General features: G+C 40.4%; 12 protein-coding genes and 1 pseudogene. 11 read left to right on the top strand and 2 right to left on the bottom strand.

Features of this window, described 5'->3' with window-relative positions; translation table 11 throughout:
- Nucleotides 1-11 precede the first annotated feature (11 nt).
- Nucleotides 12-602 (top strand): thymidine kinase, encoded by a 591-nt coding sequence (locus HHO47_RS03375; RefSeq protein WP_169018897.1) that lies wholly within the window; start codon nucleotides 12-14, stop codon nucleotides 600-602.
- Here HHO47_RS03375 and rlmF read toward each other — a convergent pair.
- On the bottom strand, nucleotides 579-1,538 hold the full coding sequence (gene rlmF, locus HHO47_RS03380; RefSeq protein WP_169018899.1) for a 23S rRNA (adenine(1618)-N(6))-methyltransferase RlmF: 960 nt from the start codon (nucleotides 1,536-1,538) through the stop codon (nucleotides 579-581). The genes HHO47_RS03375 and rlmF overlap by 24 nt on opposite strands.
- A 249-nt stretch (nucleotides 1,539-1,787) precedes the next feature.
- Between rlmF and HHO47_RS03385 the strand changes: the two genes are divergently transcribed.
- Nucleotides 1,788-2,237 (top strand): hypothetical protein, encoded by a 450-nt coding sequence (locus HHO47_RS03385; RefSeq protein WP_169018901.1) that lies wholly within the window; start codon nucleotides 1,788-1,790, stop codon nucleotides 2,235-2,237.
- 95 nt (nucleotides 2,238-2,332) lie between these two features.
- Nucleotides 2,333-3,694, top strand: a complete 1,362-nt coding sequence (locus HHO47_RS03390; protein ID WP_169018903.1) for a leucyl aminopeptidase family protein — start codon at nucleotides 2,333-2,335, stop codon at nucleotides 3,692-3,694.
- Nucleotides 3,695-3,842: 148 nt separating this feature from the next.
- On the opposite strand, the gene HHO47_RS03395 is transcribed toward HHO47_RS03390, so the two are convergent.
- Nucleotides 3,843-4,922: a ketoacyl-ACP synthase III gene (locus HHO47_RS03395; RefSeq protein ID WP_169018905.1), complete on the bottom strand. Its 1,080-nt coding sequence runs from the start codon at nucleotides 4,920-4,922 to the stop codon at nucleotides 3,843-3,845.
- 153 nt (nucleotides 4,923-5,075) lie between these two features.
- On the opposite strand from HHO47_RS03395, the gene HHO47_RS03400 reads away from it, so the two are divergent.
- From HHO47_RS03400 to HHO47_RS03435, 8 genes and pseudogenes are all read left to right on the top strand, one after another.
- A complete protein-coding gene (locus HHO47_RS03400; RefSeq protein ID WP_169018907.1) occupies nucleotides 5,076-6,389 on the top strand; it encodes a metal-dependent hydrolase family protein in 1,314 nt (437 codons plus the stop codon).
- Nucleotides 6,390-6,397: 8 nt separating this feature from the next.
- Nucleotides 6,398-6,802: a DUF4440 domain-containing protein gene (locus tag HHO47_RS03405; RefSeq protein ID WP_169018909.1), complete on the top strand. Its 405-nt coding sequence runs from the start codon at nucleotides 6,398-6,400 to the stop codon at nucleotides 6,800-6,802.
- Between the two features lie 70 nt (nucleotides 6,803-6,872).
- Nucleotides 6,873-8,123, top strand: a pseudogene (locus HHO47_RS03410) (ATP-binding protein).
- The gene (locus tag HHO47_RS03415) at nucleotides 8,111-8,641 is read left to right on the top strand and encodes a response regulator transcription factor (protein WP_169018911.1); all 531 of its coding nucleotides are present in this window, start codon (nucleotides 8,111-8,113) and stop codon (nucleotides 8,639-8,641) included. Before HHO47_RS03410 ends, HHO47_RS03415 begins: the two are co-directional and overlap by 13 nt.
- Before the next feature lie 283 nt (nucleotides 8,642-8,924).
- Nucleotides 8,925-9,329 (top strand): DUF1761 domain-containing protein, encoded by a 405-nt coding sequence (locus tag HHO47_RS03420; protein WP_169018913.1) that lies wholly within the window; start codon nucleotides 8,925-8,927, stop codon nucleotides 9,327-9,329.
- Nucleotides 9,330-9,372: 43 nt separating this feature from the next.
- Nucleotides 9,373-9,624 carry a hypothetical protein gene (locus HHO47_RS03425; RefSeq protein WP_169018915.1) on the top strand — a complete coding sequence of 84 codons (252 nt, stop codon included), beginning with the start codon at nucleotides 9,373-9,375 and terminating at the stop codon, nucleotides 9,622-9,624.
- A 124-nt stretch (nucleotides 9,625-9,748) separates the two neighbouring features.
- On the top strand, nucleotides 9,749-11,119 hold the full coding sequence (locus HHO47_RS03430) for a hypothetical protein (protein WP_169018917.1): 1,371 nt from the start codon (nucleotides 9,749-9,751) through the stop codon (nucleotides 11,117-11,119).
- A gap of 1 nt (nucleotide 11,120) precedes the next feature.
- Nucleotides 11,121-14,282 carry a PQQ-binding-like beta-propeller repeat protein gene (locus HHO47_RS03435; RefSeq protein ID WP_169018919.1) on the top strand — a complete coding sequence of 1,054 codons (3,162 nt, stop codon included), beginning with the start codon at nucleotides 11,121-11,123 and terminating at the stop codon, nucleotides 14,280-14,282.
- The last annotated feature ends 9 nt before the right edge of the window (nucleotides 14,283-14,291 follow it).

Here is a 14,291-nt window from a genome sequence, read left to right on the forward strand (position 1 = left end):
TAGGCATTTTCATGGCTCAGCTGTACTTTTATTATTCTGCAATGAATGCAGGTAAATCTACCACGCTTTTACAATCGGCATTTAACTATCGCGAGCGCGGCATGGAGCCAGTTATTTTAACAGCTGCTTTAGATGATCGTGCCGGTGTTGGTAAGGTATCTTCTCGAATTGGTTTACAAGCTGATGCACATATTTTTGATGCTGACAAAGATGTTTTTGAACTGATCAAACAGCTTAATAGCGACCAAAAACGCCACTGTGTGCTAGTGGATGAATGTCAGTTTTTATCACGCCAGCAAGTAATGCAACTGACCGATGTGGTGGATGAACTAGGTATTCCTGTATTGTGCTATGGCTTGCGCAATGACTTTAAAGGTGAACTATTTAGCGGCTCACAGTACTTACTGGCGTGGGCTGATAAGCTGGTTGAACTTAAAACCGTGTGTCATTGCGGTCGCAAAGCAAACCACGTATTGCGTACTGATGAGCAGGGTAATGCTATTGTCGACGGCGCTCAAGTGGAAATCGGCGGCAACGATCGCTATGTATCAGTATGCCGCAAACACTATAAAGCTGCGTTAAACATACAGCGTCGTAGTTGACGCTGCTATAAATTGCTGGCAGATCTCTTGGCGAGTTTGTTGATCAAAATAACTCCACGCAATAAAGCGGCTCACTTTGTGCCCTTGTGCCATTTCAATGATTTTAACCTCAGCCACAGGGTGTTTTTTTAATTGTGCTTGTAACGTGGCTAAGTTTTCTTTTTTTGAAACTAAAGAAGTAAACCACATACACTGCTCAGCAAATAGTGCACTTTCATCGATCATGGTACAAATGAATTGCGCTTCGCCACCCTCACACCACAACTCATTATGTTGCCCACCAAAATTTAAAGTTGATTTTGGGGCTTTGCCTAAGTTTTTCCATTTCCGCTCGCTACTTTGAGCCGCTAGTTGTTCACTGGCATGAAAAGGAGGGTTACACAATGTAATATGAAAAAGCTCTTTCGCATTTATCACCCCCTGAAAAATATGCTGTGATTGCTTTTGTAGCTTTACGGTAATTTTGCGATTATTAAATTCTACGATTTGTTTGGCTAATTTTACAGCGCTTGGATCTATATCTGAGCCTGTGACGCTCCAGTTATATTCATGACTTGCTAGTAAAGGGTAAATTATGTTTGCACCCGTACCTATATCTAGCACTTTAACTTGTCTGCCTTGCGGTATAACGCCTTGATTATCGTTTGCTAGTAAATCGGCCAAGTAGTGAAGGTAATCAACGCGCCCCGGAATTGGTGGACAAAGGTTGTGTTCAGGTATATCCCAAAAATCAACGTTATAGTACGCTTGCAAAAGAGCTTGATTAAGCGCTTTTACAGCTTTTTTATCACTAAAATCAATACTTTTAGTACCATTGGGAGTAATCACGATATATGGTTTTAAAGTGGGTACTTGAATGCTTAGGTAGTCTAAATCATAGCCTTTGTTATGGCGATTTCGAGGGTGTAGTTTTGATTTTAATGGTGTTGATTTCATAACAAATAATTAGCTTAACAAACAAAAAAGTTATTTTACCAGAGAAACACATTGACGTGTGATCTTGTTTAAATTACTGGTGGGATGAGTTGTTTATGCATGGTGCTGTTGAAAATGGCAAAATATTTTATACGTATTCAAATAAGGGCTTAGTGCCTTTTTGGCTGAGCAAGGGTATGTGGCTCTGTTTATCGGTGATTGTATTAAATTATGCTTTGTGAAGTGTTAAGGCTATGTGAGAATAGCATTATGCGACTATATAAAGTTATTCACCGTGCTCCAATTCGAGTGGCAAAAATTACGACAAAACGCCAACAGTTGCGTGTCAAGCGCGCTATGGTGGCACTTAAAATTGCACTGGCACAGGAAAAACAAGAAACCAAAGAAATGCTCACAATTTATCGTCGCTACACCCAAGGAGATGTCAGTAAAGATGATTTACGAAAAGCCAACGCACAGTTTGTAGATATACTCAAAGGATTAGGGTTGGGGGTATTTGCGGTATTGCCCTTTGCACCGGTGACAATTCCCTTAGTAGTTAAGTTAGGGCAATTGGTTGGGGTTGATGTATTGCCAAGTTCATTCAATATGAACAAGTCACTCAAAGAGATTGATCAGCTGATTGTTGATGAAGAGCAGCAACACCACCACGTTGAAAAATCGGCAAAGTCAGACGTAAAACCACCTGTAAAAAAATAATGCCATGCAGTTTAAAGGATAGTCTTTATGCTATACCTTTTATATTGAGTTATTGATATGCTTGATCATCTTTATAATTTTAAACGAGTCATTTAATGAGTGCATTAATTCGTCATAGTTCTACGGGTATTCCTTTATCTTTTATTGTTAAAAATGACTTAGCTAGATGGCAATCCCAGCAGCCAATTTTTTTACAAAACTGGCTAAATAGCTGTGATTTTGCAAAACAAGGTTTCGCCTTGGTGGTCAATCCACAAAGTGGAGCACTAAGTCAGGTGTATTGTTTAGTTAATAGCGTTGATGACTTTTGGCTCGCGGGTGAATTAGCCACTAAACTGCCAGCAGGAATTTACCAAGTTCAAGAGTGTGAACAACAATTAGAACAGATTGCTCTGGGTTTTATACTTGGTGGTTATGAATTTAACGAATATAAAGCCAAAGGGGCTGTCAAAGCACAATTAGCAATAGCCGATGAGGCATTATTTGCGCGTATTACACGCCAAGCAAATGCGATTAACTTAGTGAGAGATCTGGTTAATACGCCTGCCGCAGACATGATGCCACAGCACCTATCACAAGTGATGGCTGATTTAGCGCACACTTACAATGGTCAATTCAATGAATGGATAGGGGATGAATTATTAGAACAAAACTATCCCACTATCCACATGGTAGGCCGCGCCAGTGAAAATAAACCGCGTTTACTTGATTTACACTGGGGCGCTAAAGATGCACCTTTGATCACCTTGGTTGGTAAAGGGGTTTGTTTTGACTCTGGTGGTTTAGATCTTAAACCAAGTTCAGGTATGCGCAATATGAAAAAAGACATGGGCGGTGCGGCTCATGTAATTGGTTTAGCACAATTAATTATGGCGGCAAATTTACCTATTCGTTTACGTGTGTTAGTCCCCGCTGTTGAGAATGCGGTATCGCGTAATGCATTTCGCCCTGGCGATGTTATTAAAACCCGTAAAGGAATTATGGTCGAAATCGATAATACCGACGCAGAGGGCCGTTTAGTGTTATGTGATGCACTCACGGAAGCACAAAATGACAATCCTGAGTTGATCATTGATTTTGCAACCTTAACGGGTGCTTGTCGTATTGCGTTAGGCACTGAGTTGCCAGGGTTTTTCTCAACTGAACGTGATGTTGCTAATGGCATTATTGACGCTGGTATTGCAGTAAGCGACCCCGTTTGGCAATTACCGCTTTTTGAGCAATATAAAAGTTTATTAAAAAGTGATGTTGCTGATATGGCTAACTGTTCAAGCACCCCATTTGGCGGTGCAATTACTGCTGCACTTTATTTAAAAGAATTTGTAGAGCCAACCACTCCATGGGTACATTTTGATGTAATGGCATGGAATATCCGCTCATTACCAGGTCGTCCAGTCGGTGGTGAAGCACTCGGTATTCGTGCCGTATTTAACTACTTACAAAGTCGTTTTAAGTAAATTTATTGAGCTTTGTGAGGTTATGCCCATAAAGCTCAAGCGGTAATCCATCAGGGATGGCAAAAAAGTAAACCGTTTACCTGTGTATTCATCAGTTCGAATCTCTTCCACCGTTACACCTTGGCTTTGCAAATACACTTTACTTTGCTCAATATTGATCACTGCCTTTGCAAGCTGCTACTGCGGGGGCCACTAACTCTAAACCGGTTTTATCACACGGCGGTAGCGCTGCATCACTCAGGCTGATTGGCGTGACGCGTTCACCCCATTTGATGTAACTAGCAGCCCAAGTTAATCCGGCCCCAAATGCTGCAGACATGATATTAGCATGTGGTTTAATTAATCCTTGCTCAACCGCTTCACATAATGCGATTGCAATAGTTGCTGCCGATGTATTGCCGTATTCGCCAATGTTAACCATTACTTTTTCATCCGGCACTTTTAAGCGATGTTGAATGGCTTGAATGATACGTAAATTTGCTTGGTGCGGTACAAGTACATCGATGTCATCAAGGCGTAAATTTGCTTGTGTGAGCACATCGTCGCAGGCTTCGCTCATGCCTTTTACAGCGCGTTTAAAGATCTCTCGCCCTGCAAACAATAAATCAGACGGCCCAATAGGCACATATTTATTTAAGTCACTACCAAAGTTAGTGATATGCAAGATATCACGGTCTTCGCTATCACAGCCTGTTTTTGTCGCGAGTAAACCCGCTGGCGTGTCTGCTGCTTCAAGTACTACGGCACCGGCGCCATCACCAAATAACACCGCACTGTCACGGCGATCCCAGTTTACATACCAGGTCATACGTTCAGCAGCAATGACTACTGCTTTTTTGATCATACCGGCTTGAATTTGTGCGGTCGCTGCTTGTATTGCATATAAAAAACCAGAGCACGCTGCATTGGTGTCCATAGCGGCTGCGCCAACTGCACCAATGTTTTTTTGTACTAATGAAGCTGTGTTTGCCACCATAGTTGAGGGCGTACATGTTGCTAGTAACACTAAGTCGATGTCTTTAGCATCAATGCCAGCACAGGCTATTGCATGTTTAGCTGCTACAGTGGCAAGCTCTGCAGTACTAACGTGGCTTACTCTACGGGCTTTGATGCCAGTGCGGGATGTGATCCATTCATCATTGGTATCAACTAATTGGCTAATTTCATCGTTGCTAATACGCGCTGGTGGGATACATTTACCCCAACCCGTTATGTGTGCGTAGGTCATAGTGTGCTCTCTTTAAGTGGTCAGACATGTGTCATCTATGTTTGATTTATACCAAAAATCCAGTTCTAAGACTAGTTTATAACTTAGCTTACGTCGTAAATAGTGGTAATTAAACGTAATTTAGGCTAATGGTAGTAGAAAAATGAGGTAAACATGAAACAAAAATTAATTACTATCTTGGCTGCACTGAGTACGACGATATGCTCTGCGGCGAGTTTTGCAACACAAACTCAGGTTATTTACGCAGGGTCAATGTTAGCAGGTGCTGGACAAACACTAGAAAAGCAACGCACTATTGTTATAGAAGACGCTATCATCACGCGCATCGAAAAAGGCTATGTGAGTGTTACCGATCTAGCATTGCCCGATGCAAAGATCATTGATTTAAAAAATCAATTTGTTCTGCCTGGATTAATTGATATGCACGTACATGTTACTTTTGAGCGTGACGCAAGTGCTAATCCACATCGCTGGATAACAGAATATGAGGCTGATTATGCGCTGCGCTCAGTTAAATATTTGCAGCGCACCCTTGCTGCGGGTTTTACCTCCGTGCGTGATTTAGGCAGTAGTTATAAAGTGATCTTTCCACTACAGCGTGCCGTTGAGCGTGGAGATATTCAAGGGCCACGTATTTTTGCTGCAGGAGATACAATTACCCCAACAGGCGGGCATGCTGATCTGCACGGTTACCGTAAAGATATTAGTGATGTGATAAGTGGGGGGTTAGGGGTGTGCGATGGTGCTGATGATTGTCGCCGCGCGGTTCGTGAAGTAATTAAATCAGGTGCTGATGTAATTAAAATTACCGCAACGGGTGGGGTGTTAAGTAATACCGCAGCGGGTGTCAATCAGCAGTTCACTGATCAAGAGTTGACGGCGATTGTTGATACTGCACATAACTTAGCGCGCAGCGTAACAGCCCATGCTCATGGTACATCAGGGATCAAAGCGGCATTACGAGCAGGTGTTGATTCAATTGAACATGGCTCTTACCTAGACAAAGAGACTGTAAAGTTATTTAAGCAACATAACGCTTATTTAGTGCCCACGTTATTGGCAGGCCAAACAGTTAGTCAAGAAGTACTCAGTAACCCAAATATGCCTGTAGCTATTGCCAATAAAGTACGCACTGTTGTACCAAATGTTGCAGCTTCATTTAAACTAGCATTAAAAAACAAGGTTAATATTGCTTTTGGTACAGATTCTGGCGTATCGCGCCATGGTAATAATGCTGATGAGTTTTTATGGTTAGTTAAGTATGGTATGACTGAAAAGCAGGCTATTATGTCAGCAACAGTTAATGCCGCTAAGTTACTCGGCGAACAAGACCGACTAGGGCAGTTGAGTGTTGGTAAACAAGCAGATATCATCAGCGTGAATGGCTCTCCTCTTGATGATATAACGACATTGCAAAATGTACAATTTGTGATGAAAGCGGGGCAGGTATATAAACACCAATTGTAGGATACAACATGGGCAGCAAAATCAAGGCATCATTGTTTAATCATTTGATTGACGCTGAGCGCCAACTATTAGATCCTGACGTTCGTCAATCTGAGCAGGCACTGGATGCCTTGCTTGATGACGATTTTATTGAAATTGCCGCCAATGGTACTGTATTTAATAAATATCAAGTATTAACGCGGTTACCTACGGAAGTCGTGCCGCAGTTTTATAATCAGCATTTTAAAGGCCGAATGCTTAGTGATGATATTGCCCAACTAAGTTATCAAGCGGCATATCGGCGCTCTGCGCGCGCTGAGTTTAACTATTCGTTACGGATGTCGCTATGGCGATTAACCGAAGGCCAGTGGAAAATGGTGTTCCATCAAGGAACGCCGTGTGCTGTGTTTAGTATCTCTATGGATGATGATTAGGTTAACCTTCTTTAATTAGGCATTTTTTTATTAGGTACTCTTTATTAGGTAGTTATGTATGGCGTTTTTAATGCGCACTGATCCTGCGATTAGCCGTTTACTGATGTTACGCAGTGGTGCAATTGCAATTCAATTATTGGCCGTTGTAGCAGGCTATTTTTTACTTGAGCACCAAATCCCGTTATTGCCTCTATTGGTAGTGATCTCCCTTGAAGCCGTATTCCAAATTTTAAGCGTGATTGCTTATCGTAATGTCAGTAAAGCGAAAGAGCTTGGGATGTTAATGCAGCTGACGGCAGATGTCTTGTTTTTAGCTGTTTTGCTGTCACTAAGTGGTGGCGCGACCAATGCATTTGTGTCGTTACTGTTATTACCTATAATGATTGCTGCGGTGAGTGTCAGTGCTCGCGGCTTAGCTTAAATTGCTGTATTAGCGATCACCGCTTATAGCGTGCTGCTATTTAAAATGCCTCAGCCCAGCATGCATCACATGCAAATGACCAGTCACTTTGTGGGAATGTGGGTTAACTTTGTGATCAGTGCCAGCGTTATTGCATTCGTTATAGGCACTATGAACCGTGCTCTGCATTCGCGAGAGCGTACCATTGCAACTGTGCGAGAAAAACAATTACGAGCAGAGCAGTTAGTCACACTTGATGGTGCAGCGGCACAAATCACTCATCAATTAGCCAGTCCAATCGCCAATTTACACTTGTTGTATGAAGAACTTATTGAGGATCAACCAGATAACGAAATTGTGAAAGACATGCAGCAACCGCTGTTGCAATGCACGCAGCAGTTAAAACAGTTTCGTACCCTGTCATCTGAACTACGCACACAAACGGTTGCAGCGACTGTATCGTTAAACACATTAGCTCAACAAATTAGCGATACAATGCTATTACAGTATCCCGATCAACAGCTTAATTGGCTAAATGCAGCGCCAGCTAGCTCGGTTACTAATGATGCTATGTTACTGCCAGCGATATTAAACTTGTTGCAAAATGCTGCTTTTGCCAATCAACAGGCCCAGCAACAAACACTGGAATTGAACTGGCAACAGACTCCAGATAACCCTAAAACAGTGAGTTTAGTTATACGTGATTTTGGTAAAGGATTTAGCGCCGCACAATTGGCAGAGTTAGGGGGGCAGTTAATGCCTAGTGAAACGGGGATGGGGCTAGCAGTTATGCTTTCAAATGTAACATTTGAGCGTTTACAAGGTTCTTTAACATTATATAATCACCCACAAGGTGGTGCGGTTGCCAAAGTACAATTAACCATTGACGAGCCACAAGTTGAGCCTGCATGCAGCTATTAATTATTGAAGATGATATTAATCTTGCCAATACGCTAGCGCGACGGCTAACCAAACACGGTTTTACATGTCTGCTAGCACATAATAAAGCCCAGGCGATCGGTGCAGCTAAAAACTTCGCACCGACACATATTCTGTTAGATATGAAATTAGCTGACGACAATGGTTTAGCTCTTATCGCACCACTGAGAGCCTTACTAACAGACGCACATATTGTATTGTTAACCGGCTTTGCTAGTATCGCCACGGCCGTAGAAGCTATGCGCTTAGGCGCAAATGATTATTTAACAAAACCCGTTGATATGCTCACCTTATTACGCTCATTAACAGGCACAATCGAGCCAATTACTGAGTTAGTTGCAGACGATATTGCAACTATGTCGCCAGAGCGTCTTGAGTGGGAACATATTCAACAAGTGCTGCATACTAATCAAGGCAATATTTCAGCAACTGCTCGGCAACTTAATATGCATCGGCGCACCTTACAGCGTAAGCTACAAAAAAAACCAGTTCAACAATAAATACTAGCGCAATAGTGAGCGTCATTGTAGAACACTGTTTCTGGTTTGGTAATGCTCAAGAAGTTTGTTGTTGCTTTTTAAGCAATAAAATTAACCCGGTAAACTTGGTAACACAGTCGCCTTTAGCTACTTTCAGTGAAGTTAAGGTTACTTTAATACGTTGATATTTAAGCGGCAGTCATGCACCGTAGGTAGTTTTGCAGTTTAGATAGTTGCTGCAATTGGGTTCATTAACTACAGTAAAATATCATTGTATTTTTTGCAATCAGCATGAGTAGTCATTATGGATTTATCACAACTAGATTTTGTAGCCATATTATTAGCTGCCATGTCTTCTTTTATGTTAGGAGGCGTTTGGTATTCACCTTGGTTGTTTCAACGAGCCTGGTTAGAAGGCTGTGGATTAACGGAGCTGGATTTAAAAGCAACAAATCCAAAATGGGTATTTAGTGGCGGTTTTGTTTTATCGTTATTTATCGCTTTTGGTTTATCACTGCTTTTAGGGCCACACCCACATTTAGGAGTTGCGGTAGGCGTTGGCTTTGCGGTTGGACTATGTTTGGTAAGCAGTGCCTTAGGGATGAGCTATATTTATGAACAACGGCCACTAAAGCTGTTTTTAATCAATAGCGGTTACCATATTTTACAGTTTACTTTAATGGGCTTAATCTTTGGACTTTGGCCATAAGCTGTTAATCTGTTCGCGTGTTTGTAGTAAAAGTAACAAAATAATGGCAAAACCGAATAAAAAAGGCCCTACTAAAACCGTCGATATTTTTTGTAGTCAATGTAAAGCTCCCTTATTCAAATATCGTAAAGGCGGCAAAGGGGCATTGGTTAAATGTTTTATCGAACGGATCAGTCAAGATTTCACCACAATTCCTTGCATATGCCCCAACTGCTCACGCCCTTTTGCTCGAGAAGCCATTGTCCGAGGCGTACCCGCGTATAAAATGATCGGCGGCAAAGTCACGTTTAAGTAGTTACTTAATTCAATATTTCATTCATCTTTTATTCATTTAATCATCTTTTCGGCTGATTGTACCGATATATAGTTTACGTATAATTATTACTAGGACGTAACCATGGTTAAATTAAAGGACTAAAATGAAGCCCGCCTTTTTATTAATTCACTGCTTTACCGCGGTATTAAGCTTTTACTCTTGTTTAGTCATTGCTCAGCAAGACTTTCAACAAGCTTATGCCCCTATAAATGTCTCTGGTATTACAATTTTTGTGCCCATTGAGTTATACCCAGATACTACAACTTACCTAACTATTAAAGAGACACCAACTGAATATTGGCTGCAATGGACAAAAAATTCCGACAGTAAGTATTATATTATTGAGCATTACATTAATGGTAGTTGGCAGTTAGTTGCGAGCAATATTACAGGTAATGAATACCGTGCTGATAAAAGTTTAGGTAATAAATTCAGAGTTAAAGGGTGTCATCAGTATGGTTGCGCAGGCTGGACGAGTATCAATAATGTAAATACGTCACCACTTCATATTACCTCCTTTTCTACCAACAAAAGTAAAGTTGCTCAAGGTGAGCGAGTTGTTGTGTCGTGGAATGTTGAAGGGGCGAGTGAAGTCAATTTAAAAGTAAATGGCACACATTATAAAGCGTTACCTTTTACTGGCAACAAAGCAATAACAGCGTATGACTATAGTTCATTTGAGTTATCCGCAGTGGGTTTTGGCAGCACTAAAAAACAAAAAATGGCAGTGGTAGTCGATAAGCCCCAAGTAATTAAAGAAGTAGAGTTAAGCGGATACCTGCAACCACTGATGAACCTTGGGTTAGATATTGTTGAACGAGCGATTGTAACAAGTGGTAACTTTACTTATGTTCCTACTCAAGATGGGTTTTTACACAAGGTAAATAACCAATCGCAAATTATTTGGAGCAAAAGCCTTAATGGTGTTATGGCTAATAAACCAATTATTGATAATGGTTATCTATATTACAGTGTTAGTTTGATCAGCGGTGAAGGTGAAATATGCAAAACCTACATGCATTCAGCCGATACTCAGTGTAAAAGTACTGGGAGTGAGGTTATTGCAAGCCCAGTCATCAAGCCGAACAAAAACAGCACTTCCCCACCTGACGAACAAGCATTTTCTATCTCTAATTATTTTTCAGGCAGTTTAAATAGTAGTCTACTGAGTGTCAGTACAACGGGTTTAGTCAATGAGTATAGCCTTGAAACATTAACGGTAAAAAACCAATTTATACTCCCAGGTGATTATCGCAATAACCCCATATTATCTGATGCAAAACTTTCAAAGCAAAATGAACTCCTGCTGCGTACAGCGCCAAATCAAGTCACTGCTTTTTTAATACCTTCTTCGGGTTCAGGAAGAGGCAGTGAGATTTTTTCAAGCGTACAACGTTTTTTTACAACGAGCAGCGACGATACTCAAAATACTGAGCCGCAAGTGTTAGATATTGCTTGGCAGAAGGAGTTGTAAGATGTCTAAATTATTATTTTTTGTTTTCTATACTTTATTATTTTCACTTTCTACATATGCTAACGCTTACTCTGCTTCACCATATGTTAAAACATTGCCAAATAAAATTATTCTAGTAGGTAATGACGTTCGTATTAATGTTCCGAAACCGAGTTTGTGGCACAACGAAAGTTATCTTGGAATAGGCTATGTAAATATAAATAAATTTTTATATCAGCGTAGTGTAACTGATTTGGTAATTGCAGATGAATATGTGATTTTCAAAAATCTGCCTGTAGGTGTTAATTCCATATTAATTAAAACAGCAGTCATAGAGCATGGTGAAGATGATCCTTACAGTCAAGATGTTGGTGCTACTTACCCCACGCACCATGTTTTTAATATCGAGGTTAAAAGACTAACACGTCCTCAGATTACTTTAAAATCGAATCTAAATGTGTCGATAGAGCCTTTAAAAAATGCAATAATAAAATTCTCTGCCTCTGACGCTGGTAATGATTTAAAGACCCTAAAAATTAAAAAAGGAAATAAAGTTGTTAGAACCTGTACTTCAAGATTTAGTCGCTGTAGATTTTCATTCAAAGGAACTGCATTTGGTCAATATAAATTCACCGCAGTCGCTGAAGACAGCTTTGGTATAAAAAGCACATCAAGTCCTACTGCAACGGTTAATGTTGTGGAGAAAAATACTGCGCCAACAGTCACACTCGCGAGCAATAAAACCTTAGTCAATGCGGGCGGTAATGTCACCTTTACTTTAAGAGCGACTGATAATGATACACAAAGCTATAACCAAATTAAGTCGTTTAAATTTTGTGTTGGTAGTTCGTGTAGGCCAGTCTCTAACTATAATACAAGCTGTTTAACAACAGGGAGAAATCTAAGTTGTAGCATTTCTCGAAATGTTTCAAAGAATACGGTTTTTAAAGCTATAGCGACAGATGCTGGCGGTGCTGTTGAAAGCTCTACAGCAGTCAATATTAATGATACTCCTACAGTGGCTGTAAGTGTTTCCAACTCATCGCCATTTATTGATGAGCCGTTCGCTATAAATGCTAACGCAAATGATAGCCAGGGGTTACGCACTTATCAAATATGTGAGTATCCGGCGGGGAGTGTGCCAACAGCTCCTACACAATGCAGTGGGGCAAACTTAATAAAAACATGTGATGTTGGGGCATCTAATTGTGGCATAAATATCACTAAGTCTTCTGCATCTAGCTATAAATACTATGTTTTTGCTGAAGGCTTACACGGTTTAAAAGCTCATGCCAGTGTTGATGTTAATATACTAGCGCCATTTGGTGTTAGAGTAGTGCAACTACCTACGACTATCACACTTAATGAACCTGTTAATTTGAAAGTGCATGTAGGTGCTTTAACAAGTGCGGCTAAGCCATTATCGTCATTAAAGTTATTAGTTAATGGCAAAGAGCAAAGTATTTCAGTGTCGCCTGTTTTACCGCAAAATTTGCCTCCAAGTAATACGCAGCACAAAGAGTTTAGTTTTTCTTGGATCCCTAAAGTTGCAGGGGGTGTAAGTGTGCAAGCGATAGCCACAGATTCAAGTGGAAAGTCTAGAACAAGCGCACCAGTTACAAGTCATGTATCCTTACCTGTGCCATCAACGCCTAGTATTCAAGTTGGACCACAATCAAATGGTCAATTTACAGTAAAAATTGAGCAAGTTGCCTATGCACAAACTTACTTAGTTTATGAAAATGATAACTTTATTGGTGAGTATTCAAATCAAAATTATAATGTGGCAATTTCTAAAGGCACTAAGGATCACAATAAAGAATTTACTTATTGTGCAGCAGCAAAAAATACCGTTAATGGTCGTGTGCAAACAAGTGCCCGTGGCACTGGAAATAAATGTAAAACTATCAAGATAAATAACTTATTAGATAGTCCCGAACAGCCCGTATTTACAACACATAACTTACAGCAAAGTGGTCCTTATAGACTTAGTTGGCAAAAGAACAACGATAATTTAACCGCTTATTATAAATTAGAGCGCTGGCAAGGTACGCCAGCTGATCCGCAAACTGCTACAAAGGAGTTGCTATACTCATTAAGCGGTTTATATAAAGATATAAACACTCTAGAGTTAGGCAATTTTACATATCAAATATCTGCTTGTAATAGCCAAGACTCTTGTACGTTAGGCCAGCAAATTACAATAAATCATATTCCTGCTTATATTCAACAAGCAAGGTTGAACCCTAATTGCGGTATTAATTGCATGCAAATAACAGGGGTAGGCTTTAATAATAAAAAAATGCGGTTGGATGTAAGGCTTCGTAATACAGCGGAGGTTTTTAATTACTCGCTATCTAGCGCTCAGTTGAGCTATATAGATGAGTATAACTTGCAATTTAAAGCACCACCACGAGTAATTGAAGGTTTAAATAATGGTGGTTTGTATCTAGAGCTAAGTAACGGTGTATCAGATGCTGAGAAAGGCTCAATCATCGTAGACAACACGGGTGCTAATGCTGGCTTTGACATGATTTCACATGCACCAGTGGTAAGCTCTACTGGGTCAATTTACTTAGGCAGTGGGAATGATATATACGGCCTCAATGCATCAGGGCAAGAGCGTTGGAAAGTAACAACAGGTGGCCCAGTGGTTGCTATGCCATTGTTAACTACTAAAAATGGCCGTGACAATATTGTTGTAGGCTCATTTGATCACAAGGTGTACTCATTAAATCATGATGGTGTTGAGCAATGGGTAACACAAACCCGAGGACCTATAAAAGCCGCCGCGCAAATCGATCAACATAAAAATATTTATGTTGGCTCTATGGATAAAGCATTGTATTCGCTTGATCAAAACACGGGTGCCGTACAGTGGCAGTATATTTTAACCAGTGGCATTACTCAGCAGCCGGTGGTTTCGGCTAATAATAAAATTTATGTTACAACCGAAGATCAACAACTGCATATTATTGATAGAGAGAGTGTCAGCCTCAACGCATTAAAATGGGACGATATTGACAGTTCACTGATTAAAAACTTATTAAATAATGAGCCTGATGGTTGGCAGCCATCACAACAAAGCCAGAATATTATTCAAATTACTAAGCTATTTTATGCATTATTACAGCGTGCGCCAACCAAAGCAGAGTTAACTTTTTTGCTTACGCCCAGCAATTAGGCATAGAAA

The organism is Pseudoalteromonas arctica, assembly GCF_012927645.1.
In the GTDB taxonomy this organism is placed as follows: Bacteria; Pseudomonadota; Gammaproteobacteria; order Enterobacterales; family Alteromonadaceae; genus Pseudoalteromonas; species Pseudoalteromonas arctica_A.

What these genes read in the sequence shown, in the direction of transcription:
- HHO47_RS03375 (WP_169018897.1), top strand. Translation starts at nt 12, where the DNA reads ATGGCTCAGCTGTACTTTTATTATTCTGCAATGAATGCAGGTAAATCT.
- rlmF (WP_169018899.1), bottom strand. Translation starts at nt 1,538, where the DNA reads ATGAAATCAACACCATTAAAATCAAAACTACACCCTCGAAATCGCCAT.
- HHO47_RS03385 (WP_169018901.1), top strand. Translation starts at nt 1,788, where the DNA reads ATGCGACTATATAAAGTTATTCACCGTGCTCCAATTCGAGTGGCAAAA.
- HHO47_RS03390 (WP_169018903.1), top strand. Translation starts at nt 2,333, where the DNA reads ATGAGTGCATTAATTCGTCATAGTTCTACGGGTATTCCTTTATCTTTT.
- HHO47_RS03395 (WP_169018905.1), bottom strand. Translation starts at nt 4,922, where the DNA reads ATGACCTACGCACACATAACGGGTTGGGGTAAATGTATCCCACCAGCG.
- HHO47_RS03400 (WP_169018907.1), top strand. Translation starts at nt 5,076, where the DNA reads ATGAAACAAAAATTAATTACTATCTTGGCTGCACTGAGTACGACGATA.
- HHO47_RS03405 (WP_169018909.1), top strand. Translation starts at nt 6,398, where the DNA reads ATGGGCAGCAAAATCAAGGCATCATTGTTTAATCATTTGATTGACGCT.
- HHO47_RS03415 (WP_169018911.1), top strand. Translation starts at nt 8,111, where the DNA reads ATGCAGCTATTAATTATTGAAGATGATATTAATCTTGCCAATACGCTA.
- HHO47_RS03420 (WP_169018913.1), top strand. Translation starts at nt 8,925, where the DNA reads ATGGATTTATCACAACTAGATTTTGTAGCCATATTATTAGCTGCCATG.
- HHO47_RS03425 (WP_169018915.1), top strand. Translation starts at nt 9,373, where the DNA reads ATGGCAAAACCGAATAAAAAAGGCCCTACTAAAACCGTCGATATTTTT.
- HHO47_RS03430 (WP_169018917.1), top strand. Translation starts at nt 9,749, where the DNA reads ATGAAGCCCGCCTTTTTATTAATTCACTGCTTTACCGCGGTATTAAGC.
- HHO47_RS03435 (WP_169018919.1), top strand. Translation starts at nt 11,121, where the DNA reads ATGTCTAAATTATTATTTTTTGTTTTCTATACTTTATTATTTTCACTT.